14 protein-coding genes are annotated in these 15,687 nt (G+C 33.3%); 8 read left to right on the forward strand and 6 right to left on the reverse strand.

Annotation, left to right across the window (positions count from 1 at the left end; translation table 11 throughout):
• Positions 1-57 precede the first annotated feature (57 nt).
• From TX86_RS13470 to deoD, 5 genes are all read left to right on the forward strand, one after another.
• Positions 58-684 carry a LysE family translocator gene (locus tag TX86_RS13470; protein ID WP_042349302.1) on the forward strand — a complete coding sequence of 209 codons (627 nt, stop codon included), beginning with the start codon at positions 58-60 and terminating at the stop codon, positions 682-684.
• A gap of 134 nt (positions 685-818) precedes the next feature.
• Complete coding sequence (locus TX86_RS13475; protein WP_042349303.1) at positions 819-1,193, forward strand: cytochrome-c oxidase; 375 nt, start codon at positions 819-821, stop codon at positions 1,191-1,193.
• Positions 1,194-1,442: 249 nt separating this feature from the next.
• On the forward strand, positions 1,443-2,117 hold the full coding sequence (locus tag TX86_RS13480; protein ID WP_042349304.1) for a Crp/Fnr family transcriptional regulator: 675 nt from the start codon (positions 1,443-1,445) through the stop codon (positions 2,115-2,117).
• Between the two features lie 83 nt (positions 2,118-2,200).
• The gene (gene pnuC / locus TX86_RS13485) at positions 2,201-2,869 is read left to right on the forward strand and encodes a nicotinamide riboside transporter PnuC (protein ID WP_042349305.1); all 669 of its coding nucleotides are present in this window, start codon (positions 2,201-2,203) and stop codon (positions 2,867-2,869) included.
• Between the two features lie 28 nt (positions 2,870-2,897).
• Entirely contained in the window at positions 2,898-3,605 is a 708-nt protein-coding gene (deoD, locus tag TX86_RS13490; protein ID WP_042349306.1) for a purine-nucleoside phosphorylase, read from the forward strand.
• Between the two features lie 226 nt (positions 3,606-3,831).
• Here the strand turns inward: deoD and TX86_RS13495 are convergent, their stop codons facing one another.
• From TX86_RS13495 to TX86_RS13505, 3 genes are all read right to left on the reverse strand, one after another.
• Entirely contained in the window at positions 3,832-4,590 is a 759-nt protein-coding gene (locus tag TX86_RS13495; protein ID WP_042349307.1) for a class II aldolase/adducin family protein, read from the reverse strand.
• Positions 4,591-4,758: 168 nt separating this feature from the next.
• Positions 4,759-5,979 (reverse strand): glycosyltransferase family 2 protein, encoded by a 1,221-nt coding sequence (locus TX86_RS13500; protein WP_042349308.1) that lies wholly within the window; start codon positions 5,977-5,979, stop codon positions 4,759-4,761.
• Positions 5,976-6,749: a hypothetical protein gene (locus TX86_RS13505; protein ID WP_042349309.1), complete on the reverse strand. Its 774-nt coding sequence runs from the start codon at positions 6,747-6,749 to the stop codon at positions 5,976-5,978. The genes TX86_RS13500 and TX86_RS13505 overlap by 4 nt, the downstream gene beginning before the upstream one ends.
• 213 nt (positions 6,750-6,962) lie before the next feature.
• On the opposite strand from TX86_RS13505, the gene mutT reads away from it, so the two are divergent.
• On the forward strand, positions 6,963-7,355 hold the full coding sequence (gene mutT, locus TX86_RS13510; RefSeq protein WP_042349311.1) for an 8-oxo-dGTP diphosphatase MutT: 393 nt from the start codon (positions 6,963-6,965) through the stop codon (positions 7,353-7,355).
• On the opposite strand, the gene TX86_RS13515 is transcribed toward mutT, so the two are convergent.
• Both TX86_RS13515 and nfsA read right to left on the reverse strand, forming a co-directional pair.
• Positions 7,344-10,487 carry a DUF3427 domain-containing protein gene (locus TX86_RS13515; RefSeq protein ID WP_042349312.1) on the reverse strand — a complete coding sequence of 1,048 codons (3,144 nt, stop codon included), beginning with the start codon at positions 10,485-10,487 and terminating at the stop codon, positions 7,344-7,346. The genes mutT and TX86_RS13515 overlap by 12 nt on opposite strands.
• A 164-nt stretch (positions 10,488-10,651) precedes the next feature.
• A complete protein-coding gene (gene nfsA / locus TX86_RS13520) occupies positions 10,652-11,401 on the reverse strand; it encodes an oxygen-insensitive NADPH nitroreductase (protein WP_042349313.1) in 750 nt (249 codons plus the stop codon).
• A gap of 211 nt (positions 11,402-11,612) precedes the next feature.
• On the opposite strand from nfsA, the gene TX86_RS13525 reads away from it, so the two are divergent.
• Complete coding sequence (locus tag TX86_RS13525) at positions 11,613-12,032, forward strand: MarR family winged helix-turn-helix transcriptional regulator (RefSeq protein WP_042349314.1); 420 nt, start codon at positions 11,613-11,615, stop codon at positions 12,030-12,032.
• 12 nt (positions 12,033-12,044) lie between these two features.
• A complete protein-coding gene (locus TX86_RS13530) occupies positions 12,045-13,241 on the forward strand; it encodes an MFS transporter (RefSeq protein WP_042349315.1) in 1,197 nt (398 codons plus the stop codon).
• Positions 13,242-13,961: 720 nt separating this feature from the next.
• Here TX86_RS13530 and TX86_RS13540 read toward each other — a convergent pair.
• Positions 13,962-15,626 carry an ABC transporter ATP-binding protein gene (locus tag TX86_RS13540; protein WP_272867249.1) on the reverse strand — a complete coding sequence of 555 codons (1,665 nt, stop codon included), beginning with the start codon at positions 15,624-15,626 and terminating at the stop codon, positions 13,962-13,964.
• Positions 15,627-15,687 lie beyond the last annotated feature (61 nt).

The raw sequence follows: 15,687 nt of genomic DNA on the forward strand, positions 1-15,687 counted from the left end.
TTGTTTATTAATTCAAAAAATTAAATATAATTAAGGATAAAAAAATAAGGAGGAACAATTGTGATTAACTTTGCTTCATTTGTACTTTTATCATTTTTACTTGTCATCTTACCTGGCCCTGATACGGTTATGGTTACAAAGAACACATTAGGTGCGGGAATATCCGCAGGATCCAAAACACTTCTTGGTATATGCCTTGCTCTTTGCATTCATACATTCATAGCAGTAGTTGGCTTATCAGCATTAATTGTACATTCTTCTCACCTTTTTGCTTTATTCAAAATTATTGGTGCTACCTATTTATTATATTTAGGAGTTACTTCTCTTCTTGCTACAAGACGTAAAACACAAGTAGAGCAAGAACCAAACAACTCAACTTCTAATAAACAAGCAAGCTTCCGTCAAGGATTTTTAACAGATTTACTTAATCCAAAAGTGGCTGTGTTCTTTTTAACATTTCTTCCACAGTTCGTGAATCCAAATGAAAGCACACTCATGCCATTCATTTTGTTAGGAGCAACCTATATAATATTGACTTTGCTATTTATGCTTGGATATATTCTGCTCCTAGATAAAATTCACATTTTTATGAAGAAAGCATCCACACAAAAGGCTATTCAAGCTATTTCTGGCGTGGTTTTAATCATTTTCAGTGTGAAATTAGCTTTTGAAAAGGCAAATTAACTACATTGCATAAAAAAGCGTAAGTTTAGATTTTTACTACTCTCACGCTTTTAATTTTTTTCGTCAACTAGGACACTAGCCTCATATTTTCCTCGCAAACAATTCATATAACTATATAGAAGGAGGTGAAATATATGGGTATCAAATGTTTAAAAATCTCTGTTGTTTATTTTCTAATTGGTATCTGTTTCGGATTGTATATGAGCATTGCAGATAAATTTGTTTACGGTCCTTCTCATGCTCACATTAATTTATTAGGCTGGGTTTCCCTAGCACTAGCTGGTCTTATTTATCATCTTTTTCCTTCCATTGCAACAAATACTCTCAGCAAAATTCACTTTTGGCTTCACAATATCGGGCTACCAATCATGATGATTGCCCTCATTATGAATGAAGCCGGAAGCTCCGGAACAGTTCCTTATATCGCAACAGGTGCAACCATTATGAGTCTAGGAATCCTTTGCTTTGTCATCAATGTACTTGGCTTAAAAAATTCAACAACTAAATAAAATGAAAAAAGGTGTTCAAAAGTTACTTTTGAACACCTTTTTCGTTTTAAGGATCGCAAATATATAGAAAACTGTATGAACGATTTCACTTTGAACAAATTAATAAAACTAATGATAAATTACAACACAAAAGACATATGTCCTCATTTTCTATTCATTCCCCTTTTAATAACTATGTTTCCACCCCAAATCCACTGACACATGTCCTGTATTTATGCCTATAAAAAAATTTATACTAAGGATAAGCTCATGAGTATACAACAAGTAATTACTTACATGGAAGAAAATAAAACCTTATACAATCTTTTAAAACATTGTCCTTATGAAATTCTAAAACAATGGACAGTAGAACAATTTGAAAGCGGTTCAACATTCTATACCCAAGGAGAAGTTTACAATCATTTCAGTCTCATTGTAGACGGCGTAGCAAACATTTATGCAGTAGCAGAAAACGGAAAGAAATATGTTCAATCTACTTATTATACAGGAGACATGATTGGCGAAATTGAAATATTTAACCAAGTTCCCTATATGAGTAGCGTAGAAGCACAAACGGATATCACGATTATTACATTACAACGTGATGCTTTTCTATCATGGTTACAGCTCGATCAAAACTTTAATCAGCACTTTATTCGTAAATCTATTGAATTATCTTATATCATCACTAAAAAGGATGAAGATTATAAGCTATATTCCTTACACGATTTAATATGCAAGCATTTATTAGAGAAAATTCCTACTGGCAAGAAACAGGCTAACGGGATTGCTATCACGATTGATAAGCATCAGCTTAGCGAAAGACTTGCCGTTACACAAAGAAGTATTAATAGAGTTTTATCAACTTTGAAAGAAAAGCAAATAATCGATTTTAAAAATCAAATCATTATTGTTCTAGATACGAAACGATTACAAAAAGAATGAAAACACAATAAATCATTTTTAACAGAAAATGAAAACCCTTTCAACTTTTCAGACACAACATTATTAACTTAGGAGAGAAAATTATGATTAAAAATCCTTTATTCGTCGTTATTGCAACGATTGTATGTATAGTTGCAGGTTTCTTCATGAAATCCTCTTATATCGAAATCTTCGCATCAGTTATGGGTGTGTTAAACGTTTGGCTGCTTGCCCGTCAAAAAGTCATTAACTTCTTATTCGGTGCCATTACAGTAGCTAGCTTTATGTACATTTACTTTCAAACTGGTCTTTACGCAATGGTCGTCTTATCATTCGTACAATTATTATTTAATATTTTCGGCTGGTACTACTGGGTTAAGAACAAAGGTGAAGAAGATGTTGCTCCAACAACAAGATTATCTACACAAGGAATCATTACTTGGTCAGCAATTATCATTGTAGCTACTGCTATTTGGTCATTCCTACAACTTAAATATACGAATGCAACAAGCCCTTATTTAGATGCTCTAGTTGCTGTAATGGGTCTTGTCGGTCAATATTTATTAAGCAAGAAAATTCTTGAGAACTGGTATATCTGGATTGGTATGAATGCTATTCTTCTAGTTGTTTGTGCAACAACAGGTCTATACGTAATGTTCATATTAAACTTAATTAATCTATTTATATGCATCGATGGTCTACGTGAGTGGAAGCAAGATTTAAATACAAATAAACAAGATACTCCTTCTATTGAAGGACTAGAAAACGCTTAATATTTTTAATGGAGGAGTTTGATTCAAAATGAGTTTTCATATAGAAGCTAAAAAAGGCTATATCGCTGAAACAGTTCTACTACCAGGCGATCCAAAGAGAGCAAAATATATTGCAGATACTTATTTAGAAGATGTCATATGCTATAACAATATTCGTGGCGTACTTGGCTATACAGGATTATATAAAGGAAAACGTATTTCTGTTCAGGGTACAGGAATGGGAATGCCATCTATGTCTATCTATACAACAGAATTAATTCAAGACTACGATGCAAAAAACTTAATTCGAATTGGTTCAAGTGGCACTAAACATCCTGACGTAAAACAAATGGATTTAATCTTAGCAATGGGAGCATGTACAAATTCAAATATGAATAAACATCTTTTCGGTAATTATTCATATGCACCAATTGCCAATTTTGAGTTATTACGTAACGCTTTCGACACCGGTATAAAAATGAATAAACCTGTAAAAGCTGGCTTAGTTGTCACAGATGATCAATTCTATGATGGTGATGATGAAGCAAGAGAAAAACTAGCATCTTATCAGGTTCTAACTAGCGACATGGAAACTGCAGCTTTATATACAGTAGCTGCTAAATTCAATGTTAAAGCACTTTCTATCCTAACAGTAACAGATCATGATTTAACGAACGAAACAATTACATCAGAAGAGCGTGAAAAGGCTCTTACTGACATGATTGAGCTTGCACTTGAGACAAGCCTAACTTTATAAGAAAAGCGCAAGCACCCGTTTTGCGACGTATAGATTGGAGCACTTCGGCTGAGATAAAGGAAACACGAAGAGGCGGTAGCCTTTTTCGTGTTGACTTATCGTAGGGAGATGGGCGAAATCTACTAGTCGCTGGGCGCTGGAGCTAGACACAGCACAAATTTATATACATTCTTAATCTTCTAAGAAAGGCACTTATATTCTAATTGTTCGTGCCTTTTTATTTATTTTAATGGAGAACATCTGGCTCTTCTTCAATAAGCTTGTACCATAGCGGTTGAAAGTTTAACCATCCTTCATGGGCAGTACCAAATTGCGAATGCATATTAACCGCTTTTCTTTCATTCATGATATTTTCATTTCCCTCTGCTTCGGCTAATAATTGTGCTTTACAAGCGCGGTCCATCGCAATAAACCATGAGACTGCCTCATCTACACTATAACCGACTGTCATAAAACCTTGATTTCGTAAAATAACCGCTTTATATTGCTTTAATGCAGTTGCCACCACATCACAATCCTTATTCGTTCCAGCTAATAGATTACATAATCCATGATCTTGATAAAATGCACAACAATCTTTTGTTAAAGGTGAAACATACTTACCTAATTCAGACCACTCTTTACCATGTAAAGAATGAACGTGAATAGCGGAAACCACATCTGGACGAGCTTGATGGATTTGCAAATGAACCTCCAATGCCTCTTGATTTACAGGTAGATTCCCTTTTAATATATCCCCTTGTCCATTCACTAACTGAAGGTCACTTACTCTCATTTCTCCAAAAGAAATCCCTATTGGATTAACCCAAAAATGATCTCGCCTCTCTGGATCACGAACTGTTATATGACCTCCTACACAATCATTAAATCCGAAATGATTCAAAATTCGAAAGGCGCCAGCCAATCGTTCCTGACGATGTCTACGTAATTCAGCTATATCATAAAACGTAGGTTCTTCAAACATACAATTTGCTTTGATTCCCATCTTATTCAATCCTTTCTTCACATTAATGATACATTATTCTTATTAACTTACTTGGTTTTATTATATTATATAAGACATTGTAATATTTTGCTAATATTAATATAAATTATTATTAATTTTATTATACCAATACAAAAAAGCTGCTCCAACGAATGGAACAGCTTACCTTTATACAGAAACACGATCCGTTTTATCCCATGATACAGTTCCTTTTCTACGATCTTTCATAATCATGATAATACTTCGGAATAACAGGAAGATAAAGAGTTGTGCATAAGAAAAATACATAATAGCTGCTGCTACAACATTCTTCCCCGTTAACATACGATCATACGTAATAGCAATAATCAACTGCATTGTATATATAAAGTATGCCAAATACCAAAGCAGCATATATGGAATATTCGTTTCAAATGAAAATCCAAACAATAATCCTATTACAAAAGCTGCATTAGAGGCTAATAATAAGAAAGTAAAAATCACATATACCGTTAAATAATAAGTCAAATGAACAAAACATTTCACTTTCCACCACGATGGCTCTTTAAAGAATTTAAGCATTATATATAAATTTCCTTGCAACCATCGTGTTCTTTGGCGAATTAATGCTTTCAACGATTGTGGTTCTTGTTCCCATGTTTGTGAATGTGGATCACCCGCAATAATATATCCTTTCGAAGCAAGTCGAATCGTCAACTCCGCATCCTCAGCTAATGCGTATGGATCATATCCGCCCATCTCTTCTAATATAGAACGCTTCAGTAACATATTCGTACCTGGAAGCGAACCAATTTTATGAAGTGCGTATCGTCCAGACTGCATTAACAATTGAAAAATTTGAAACTCAATCGCAATAAACCGAGTAAGCAAGCTATGCTCAGCATTCATTGTTCTTACAACTCCTACTGCTCCAGCCGCCTTCTTCGTTTGCAATGTTGTCTCCATTAATCGAACAGCCGCATCCTTATTCGGTTGATTATCTGCATCATACACAATAAAGTATTCACCATCTGAAATGGATAAACCATAGTTCAACACTCTAGATTTCCCTTTAGGTTCATCGTTATCCGGAACAACGACATGATGAATATGATGATATAAGCTTGCGAATTCTTGCGCTATCTCACCTGTTTCATCTGTCGATTGATCATTCAAAATATAAATTTGCATATTACCTGGATACTCTAACTTTGCCATTGCTTCAAGCGTTTTTTTCATAACGATTCCTTCATTGTGCGAAGGAATGAAAATATCCAAAGAAGGGTAATGTATATATTGAGAACGTTTTTTACTCTTAAAGCGATGATACAATCCAGCAAATGTGAGTACCATGTAATAAAGAAGAATACTCCAAAAGACTGCATTGGTTATGAAGAAAAAGAGTTTCATTTCAGCTCCTCCACTTCAGGCCTATACTTGTATATATCTTGCAAATCAATTGAAAGCGTAACATCTTTTAAAGAAACAACTTTCTCTAATTCTTTATAAAAACGTTCAATTACCACATCAACATGATTCTTAGAAATATTTTGTAATAGTACTACATAACTTTGATCGTCTTTCTCGCCAACAATATCAAAATGAATTCTTGTACTACGTACTAATACTTCACCAATTGTATAATGAAATGCCTCTTTTGCTTTACGATTACTTTGTGTTTGGTCCGTAATAATCACAAAATAACCATCTTCCTTACGTCTAATACAACTACTTACAATTAAACGAGCTCGATCATTAAATTCCTTCATTCGATATATATGTTCATCATGACTATACTTCTCTAGAGACTCTACCTTGTTTTGTAACTCTTCCTTTACTTGGTCGTTCACTTTCTGAACGTATAATAAATACCAAATAATAAATAAGCATATTGAATACACAATAATAAAAAAGAGCGTAGTTGCGGTAAATAACTCCGGATTAATCATGAAATGAGCTACTCCAAGACAGCCAAATAAAAAAACACTACCAACTAAAAGCAGTAATGATTTCAAGCCAGTCTTTATAAATACAAAAATAAGTGAATGAATGAGGAAAGTCCCGATAATTAAAGAAACCAAAACACCATCATACCACTTAACTAAAATGCCATAAAATAAAAATAAAACAATCAGAAAAAGCGAAACATGATTTCTACGAAGTGAATCTATCAATGGCACACGATCCTTCCTAAAAGCATCTATCGCTATTCTGCCAAATAATTTACAACTTGTAAAATCATAATTTATTCTGGGAATTTTTAATGGTTGGAGTTGTTTTATAAATAGTAAATGAAAGAGTTTGATTACTAAAACGAAGGAAAATAACCCAACTTTTTTTATAAACTGATATAATTTGTTAGTATATTAACAATATAAAGGAATGGTTTAAACATGAAGAAACAAGTCAAGGTAGTAGGAGCAGTTATTGAAAATGAACAAAATGAAATACTTTGTGCACTTCGCTCACCTAATATGACTCTACCTAATTTATGGGAATTTCCTGGCGGTAAAATTGAACAAGGAGAAAGTCCTGAACAATCTCTTATTCGAGAAATTGATGAAGAACTTGGTTGTACTATAGAGGTTTTCGATTTAGTAGAAGATATTGTGCACGAATATCCAGCTGTAATAGTAAACTTACTTACATATCGTGCTAAAATAATTAATGGCAGCCCAATTGCAAAAGAACATGCAGAATTAAAATGGGTGCCGATCCAAGAACTAAAAGCGCTTGAATGGGCACCTGCAGATATTCCTACGATTGAAACTTTGTTAACGAATTAAATCAATAAATAAATCTTCTGGCACGGGATGTTGTAATTTCCATTTAATACTCATTGGTTTATCTCCATGACTAGAAACATAGTCTAATTCACCAAAATATGTGAATGGTAATGTAATCCCGTGCATCTTATTAAACTTTCTTGCAAACAAATGTATTTTAATACCTTTTTCTTTATGATTAATATAATCTTGCCCTACTGTAGAAGCATGAGAAGTTTTATTTTGACTTTGCCAATGAAAGTGAGATTGATCAATAAAATAATCTTTGTAAAGTAAGTGCTCTGAAACGTCTTCCGACTTGTTTAAATTTACAAATAGAAAATAATGATTTCCAACCCTACTTACTCCTTCTCTCCACGTACCTTTTTTTGCCGTTGAACCAGATAAAAATTGAATATCGTTTCTTGTATAGTTTTGATATAGGGTTAGATTTTCGTTTAGAGAAAGCAATTTAACCTTGAATGTCCTTCTATAATCAATAATTCCATATTCTATTCTTTCAAGAATATATTTTCGATACTCTTCTTCACGAAGTAGTTCTTTTATTTCGTTATTCAATATAAATAATTCCCTATCTACATAACCAAACATCCACTTTTGATTTCTTTCTAAGTTTGATAGGCTTTCGAACGATCGATTAATAAAACTCTCGTGATGCGAGCGTGAAATCTTAGTTGCAAACCGTTCTTCTAACCGCTTAATCACATCATCTAGGCTGACACAATCCTTCTTAATAGCTAATTCTAGAATAATCATTTCATAAGGCCATTTTAAAGGAATTTGCTGTTCTAACCTTTCGACTACTTCCTTTTTTAATTGATTACTTAAAATACTTTGTTCAAATTCATTTGAATCATTCATAGCATCTTTCGTATTTGCCCATGATTTATATTTATGAATAAAAAATGTTAAACTAGGCGATTCTTCACTATATAAAAAATCCATAATTTCAGGTGATCGACCTAGTTCATTTTTAAATTGTTGATATAATGCTTTAAGCATTTCAGTTGCGTCCATTTTAATGGAATCAATTTTATCTAATATTTGCTTTTGTGAAACTGGATCTAAGTCAACATAAGAACCGCCTGGTAAATCTGCAAATTCATGAGTAATAGCAACTCGCAAAGAATCTTTATCAAATGCTTTATGATTAATTTGACCTGATAAAGCTAATGGGACGATAAACGATTTTTGATAATTACCGATAAAATCTAAAATTGTAACAAACTCTTTTCCTTCAACTTTACGAAGTCCTCTCCCTAATTGTTGAATAAAAATAGTTGACGATTCCGTTGGCCTTAAAAATAAAATAAGATTTACTTTTGGTATATCAATACCCTCATTAAAAATATTCACAGTGAAAATTATTTCTAATGGATTATGAGTATCTTCTAATCTTGAAACTATTTCTTCTCGATAAGACACACTATCGTTTCCGGTTAAACAAGCGGCTTTAATACCTCTTTTATTAAATTCATCAGTCATATATTGAGCATGTTTAATATTTGCACAAAAACCTAATGCAATCATTTTATCTCCATGAAAACCATACCTGTTAATCATTTCAATAATATAATCTGTTCTTTCATTCGTATTCAAAGCTTTTACTAAGGCATCTTCATCCAATAAACCATTTTTAATTGGAATAAGATTATAATCAATTGTCTCATCTGTTACTCCAAAATAATGAAAAGGTACAAGTAACTTCGCTTCCAAAGCATCCCTTAAGCGTATTTCATACACAATATTATGATCACATAAAGCCAAGACATCTCTGCCATCCATTCTTTCAGGCGTTGCTGTAATTCCTAATAAAAATTTCGGATTAAAGTATTCAATAATCTTAAGATATGTCGATGCTTCTGCGTGATGAAATTCATCAATAATAATATAGTCAAATTCATCTTGAGAAAATTTAGTTAACGAATGTTCTTTATGAAGTGTTTGAACTGTACTAAAAACAAATGGCTTTTCATACTCTTTGACACTCCCCGTAATTTTCCCAAATAATTCATCTTTCTTAATAACCTTTTTAAAAGTATTAACTGCATTATCAAGTAACTCTTCACGATGAGCTAAAAACAGCAGTTTCTTTGGATTAAATGCTTTTACATCAAATGCAGCTAAATACGTTTTCCCTGTACCAGTTGCTGCAATGACAACACCTTTATTATTTCCTAAATCCCTAGTATACTGTAGATTCTCCAATGCTTTACGTTGCATAAAATTTGGCTTAACTTCAACATCATATTCATCATTCTTATCCTTAATCAACATTAACTCAGGATTAGATTCTCTTTTCCTTTCTTGCGTCAATTCATATTTCTCAATGAAATCAGATGTTAAAGAATAGGCTTGCTCACTATTCCATGTATTCTCAAATATTCTTTTCGTCTCCTCATAAATTGGTAAATAAGAAGTATCTGGGATTTTCACATTTAATTCATGACCATTAATTAACGCTGAATGTGATAGATTAGATGAACCAATGATGACTGTATTCAAATCAGACACACGATGAAAACTATATGCCTTCGTATGGAAAGATTCTTTTTGCGTATCAATTACCCTTACATCTACATTCTTAAATTCTAATAATTTTCTAAGTGCCTTTGCTTCCGTTATCCCCATGTAAGTGGAAGTAATAATTCGAACTGGAACCCCTCTTTCTTCTAATTCCTTTAACGCTCGAATAATTAACTGTAAACCTGACATTCTCGTGAAACTCACCATAAAATCAACAGCATCCGCTGTTCTCATTTCATATTTAAGTGTTTTAAAGAAATTCTTCACCGAATTCTTTTCATTATGTAATAAACCTAACCTAGTTAAATATAAATCTTCCATCGCTGGGATTTCATTTTCTGTACTGTACGTAATCATAGATAATGGTAGTTTAAATGAATCACTCTTTCCTGATAAAAGTTGGTTCACTCGTTGTGTAAGTTCGATAATTTCATCATAATTTTCCGAGACAGCCAACTCTGAATATTTTTCATCTAATTTCTTGGCTGTATCTAATATTAGTACTTCAACATATTCCTTTGGTGTAATCTTTTGTACCAATTGATTTTCGGGATAATCTTTATTTTTCAGTAATAATTCTTCATAAAAGCCTTCTCTAGTATGCATTTAGATCTCCTACAAAAGTATGTATTTTATAAATTATAATTAGAGTATAAAGTATAATTTCATTTTTTAAAATTATATCAACACAGTCATATTTAATTTATATGATAAAAAAGACATTTTCTAAATTACATATTACAGAAAATGTCTTTTTTAATATTTATATCCTACTTCCTCTTCAACCCTTGTCCTTCAACAAAATCCTTCATATACAAGCGACTCTTCTTACCTAGCATATCCATCATCTGGCTTGTCCACGTATCATTACGTTTACCATTTGTACGATGTTCATAGTAAGCCGAAATGGTTTCATTGTATTCTCCTAATTGGCTCTTGAATACTTCTTCATCACGTAAATATTCGTTTTCATGATACACATTTACAAATGGCAAACGTGGTTTCTTTTCTGAACGATTCTTTGGATATCCGACAACAAGTCCAAATAGTGGAATTACCTTTGTTGGGATATTTAATAGTTCATTCACAGCTGCTAAATTATTGCGAATGCCTCCGATATAGCAAATGCCTAGGTCCATTGATTCAGCTGCTAATGCTGCGTTTTGTGCAGCTAAGGCTGCATCAATGCAGGCAACCATGAATTTCTCAGTGCTTTCGATTGATTCTGTTATGTCTTGATTCTCCATTTGCGCTGCTATTTCGTGGCGATGTAAGTCTGCACAAAAGACGAATAAATGACCGTTATTCTCTACATATGATTGATTGCCAGCTAATTCTGCTAGCTTTGCTTTCTTCTCTTGGTCAGTTACACCAATAATTGTGTAAGCTTGAATGTAACTCGATGTGGCAGCTGACTGCGCACATGCTACGATTGTTTCGATTTGTTCTTTTGACAATAATTTGTCTTCAAACGAACGAATGGATCTGTGATCTAAAATTTTCTCAATAATTTCATTCATGTTAGCACACCTCTATAAAAGTATTAGTCAAAATATTTTAACAAATATTCATTCTCTTATGAAAGCATTTTCACTTACATATTTAACCCAAAAGCTTTCATAATAATCCATTCATATTTTTTTTAGTTACCCTAGGTAACTACCCTTGCATTTTCTTCTAAAAAGGAATATAGTTACCCTAGATAACTAATATTGAAGAAAGGAGGATTAGATGCATTCTTATCAAAAGTTCTTCCATGAATTTATGTTGTTATATCGACCTTTTATTAGTGAGTTGAATAAACAATTAGAAGAATACGAGCTTTTTAGCTCGCAATGGTCGATTATGTTTTTCATCAAAAATTATGGATCTTTGACACCAGTAGAAATTTCGAAGCTCTTTCATGTGGAGAAGCCAACAATTACGAGGACAGTAAAAGCATTAGAACAGCGCAACTATATCGAGCATATACCAGGAAAAGATAAACGGGAAAAAAGGCTAGTACTAACACCTTTGGGAGAGGAAGTGTACTCGGCTATACGTGTTAAACTTGATGCCTTTGATGCGGCATTATTACAAGGGGTTTCAGATAATGAACAGCAAGATGTAATTCGAATTATGGGAGAAATTCGAAATAATTTAATAAAGTAGGGTGACGAATCAGTGGGGAAAGATCGTTTATGGACAAAGGATTTTCTAATTGTAGCCTCGGCTAACTTTTTTCTTTTTTTATCTTTTTATTTATTAATGGTAACCATTTCAGTATTTGCAGTAGATGAATTTGGAGCATCCCAAAGCACCGCTGGGCTTGCTTCAAGTATTTTCATCATTGGTGTATTAATTGCTCGTCTGTATGCAGGGCCTTCCATTGAAAAAATCGGACGAAAAAAACTATTGTATATTGGACTAATTTTGAGCGTAATAACTGCTCTACTTTATTTTGCAGTGAATGGTATCGTATTTCTATTGATTAACCGTTTTTTACACGGAGTCGCATTTGGTCTTGCCTCAACAGCTACAGGAACAATAGTAGCTAATCTAATTCCAGATTCTCGCCGTGGTGAAGGAACAGGTTATTATAGTATGAGTGTGACACTCGCGACAGCAATTGGACCTTTTCTAGGTTTATTCTTAAGTCAACATACAAGCTTTAGTACGATTTTTATTACAACTGCTATCTTTGCAATCTTTAGTTTTGTAGTTTCTTTCTTTTTAAAAGTACCGAAATCTACTTTAACAAAAGAACAGATTCAAGAAATGAAAGGATTTAAGTTCTCAAACTTATTGGAACCAAAGGCTGTACCTATTTCAGTGATTAGTGCAATAACAGGTTTTTGTTATGCGAGTGTGCTATCTTTCCTAACATTTTATGCAAAAGAGATTCATTTGGTAGAAGCTGCAAGTTTCTTCTTCATCGTTTATGCGGTGTTCATCCTTGCTTCAAGACCATTTACCGGCCGTTGGTTTGACTTGAAAGGTGCAAACACAGTTATGTATCCTTCGCTATTCTTATTCGGAATCGGAATGTTGATGATTAGTCAAGCACATCATGGCACCATTTTACTCGCAGCAGGTGCATTAATTGGACTTGGGTATGGTACAGTTCAATCCATCTCACAAGCAATATCTGTAAAAGTATCACCACCACACCGTATCGGTCTTGCTACAAGTACTTTCTTTATTTTTACCGATTTAGGTATTGGCGTTGGTCCTTTTTTACTTGGATTTTTAGTCCCAATTACAGGCTTCCGTTCCATGTACGTCATGATTGGTATTGTTGTCTTCGCTTGTTTATTTTTATATTATTTCCTTCATGGAAGAAAAGCAGCTTCTGCAAAACGTATGGCACAAGCTAGCTAAATAAAAAAAAGTCTGCAAATAGCAGACTTTTTTTATTACCTCTGAATCCTTACTCCCCAAAGTCTTATTAAAGCACGTACAAAAAAAGGATATAAAACATAAATGATTATAGTGAAAAGAAAAGAAATATGTAGACCAAGAACTTCATAATAAAAAGGATTTATTTCAGAGTGTATTAAAATACTAATAAAGGACAAAATCGTTATCGCTAAATTTAATAAAGTGACATAGAAAACATTTATTCTAATTGAAATAACTGCTACAAAAGTAGAAATAACAATTGGTAGCCAAAATAAAATAAAAGTATCTGGTAAATAGTCTTGACTCATATTCCAATAACTTGTGATAAATGGAAAAGGTATAAGTGAAAAGAATAACCAAATCGTGTTAAGAAACATACTAAAAACCCCTTTATAATGCGATTAATGGTTTAATTGGTTTCACATTTTTTTAAACATATAAAAATTATATCATAATAATAAATATAAATAGCAGAAAATTATTATTTCAACATAATAATAGAGCATTCTATAAGTCAGACTAATGATTGATTAGTTTGTATAAAATAAGCTTTGAATGGTTCAGTGGTTTATGAAGCTATATCTTGACCAAAAGCACCAAAAATAAGATATAAATGAAACCAATTTCGAATAGTAAAAAAAGCATAAAAAGGGCGTCCGAAAAATAATTTAAAATTACTTTTCGGACGCCCTTTTCTTATTAAACCTTCTCTACCAATTCACTATTAATCTTCAATTGTTGTTGTGCAAATTCACGATATAGTGCATGAGACTTCATTAATTCACTATGTGTTCCAATTCCAGTAATAACACCTTTCTCTAGAAATACAAGCTGGTCTGCGTCAACAACAGTAGATAAACGATGTGCTATGACAATGGTTGTTCTATCAACCATAAGCTGATCTAACGCCATTTGAACAGATTGCTCTGATTGACTATCTAGACTTGATGTTGCCTCATCCAACATTAATATTTCTGGATCACGAAGCAAAGCTCTAGCAATGGCAATTCGTTGACGTTGTCCACCCGAAAGCTTTAACCCTCTTTCACCAACTTCTGTATTGAACTGCTCTGGTAATTCTTCAATGAAATCTAATGCGTATGCCATTTGCGCCGCTTTCTTTAATTCATTCGCAGTTACTTCTCGATCTAATCCGTAACAAATATTATCACGAATAGTACCAGCAAGAAGCGGACTTTCCTGTGATACGTAGCCAATATGATTTCGCCAAGATTGCAAAGAGAAATCATTTAATTGTTCACTACCAATTTCAATTCTTCCTTCACTCGGCAAGTAGTAACGCTCTAATAGTTTAAATAAAGTTGTTTTACCACTACCACTTGGTCCAACAATCGCTGTTACCTTCCCTGCTTCAATTTTCAAATCAATGTGTGAGAGGATCGTTTCTCCTTCTTCATAAGCAAAGGTAACATCATTAAATATGATGGATTGCTTAGCATTAGATAGTGTCTTACCTGCTTGTAAATCTTCTTCTTCAGTTGCTAATATTTCCACTATACGATCTGTCGCACCAATTGATTTCTGCAGTTGTGTGAAGAAAACCGTAATTTGTCCCATCGGCATAATAATTTGGAATAAATATAAAATGAAGGCAACTAGTGAACCTGCCGAAATGACACCACTTGATACTTGCATACCACCATAACCAATTACAGCAACAAGTGCCCCCATTAATACTAAGGTTACAATAGGCCCTACTAGTGACTGTGTTCTCGCTTCTTTTAAACCGAGCTTGAATAGTTTAGAAATGCCCTTCATTCCACGATTAAATTCTATATCTTCCGCGTTAAATGCCTTAACAAGACGTATTTCTGGTAAAACTTGATTAAGTATACCTGTGAAAGTCGCTGTTTCTGCTTGTGTTTCCTTTGAAATACTGTGCATCAATCTACCAATTGGTACTAAGATTAGTGCAGCCAAAGGTAATACGATAAAAATTAACATCGTAAGCTTCCAGTTCATCACAAACAAAATAATGATACTTCCAATCACTGAAATAATCCCCGTAACCGCTCCAGTAATATGCGTCGTAATTAATTCTTTTACAACCATCGTATCATTCGTCATTCGGCTAATCATTTCTCCTGAACCATTACGATCAGAATAAGATACAGGCAGTTTAATGAGCTTCTTCCACAGCAATTCACGTAATCCTGCGATAATTTTCTGTCCATTATAACTAAGTGCATATGTTGCATAAGCACTCAATAAGGCTTGCACAATAAAGACAGCAATAATTAAGCAAATTTGTTTCCATGATAACGAAGACATACTAAACCCATCAACAAGTTCCTTTGTCATCAATGGAATTAACAGGCTGACAAGTGTTGTAATAATACTCAAGCCGAGTGCAAATCCTAGTCTGGCATATGAAGGGTTGGTTTTTTTATTAATAAAACGAAAG

The sequence above is a fragment of the Bacillus massiliigorillae genome (assembly GCF_000380245.2).
Lineage (GTDB): Bacteria > Bacillota > Bacilli > Bacillales > DSM-1321 > Bacillus_AD > Bacillus_AD massiliigorillae.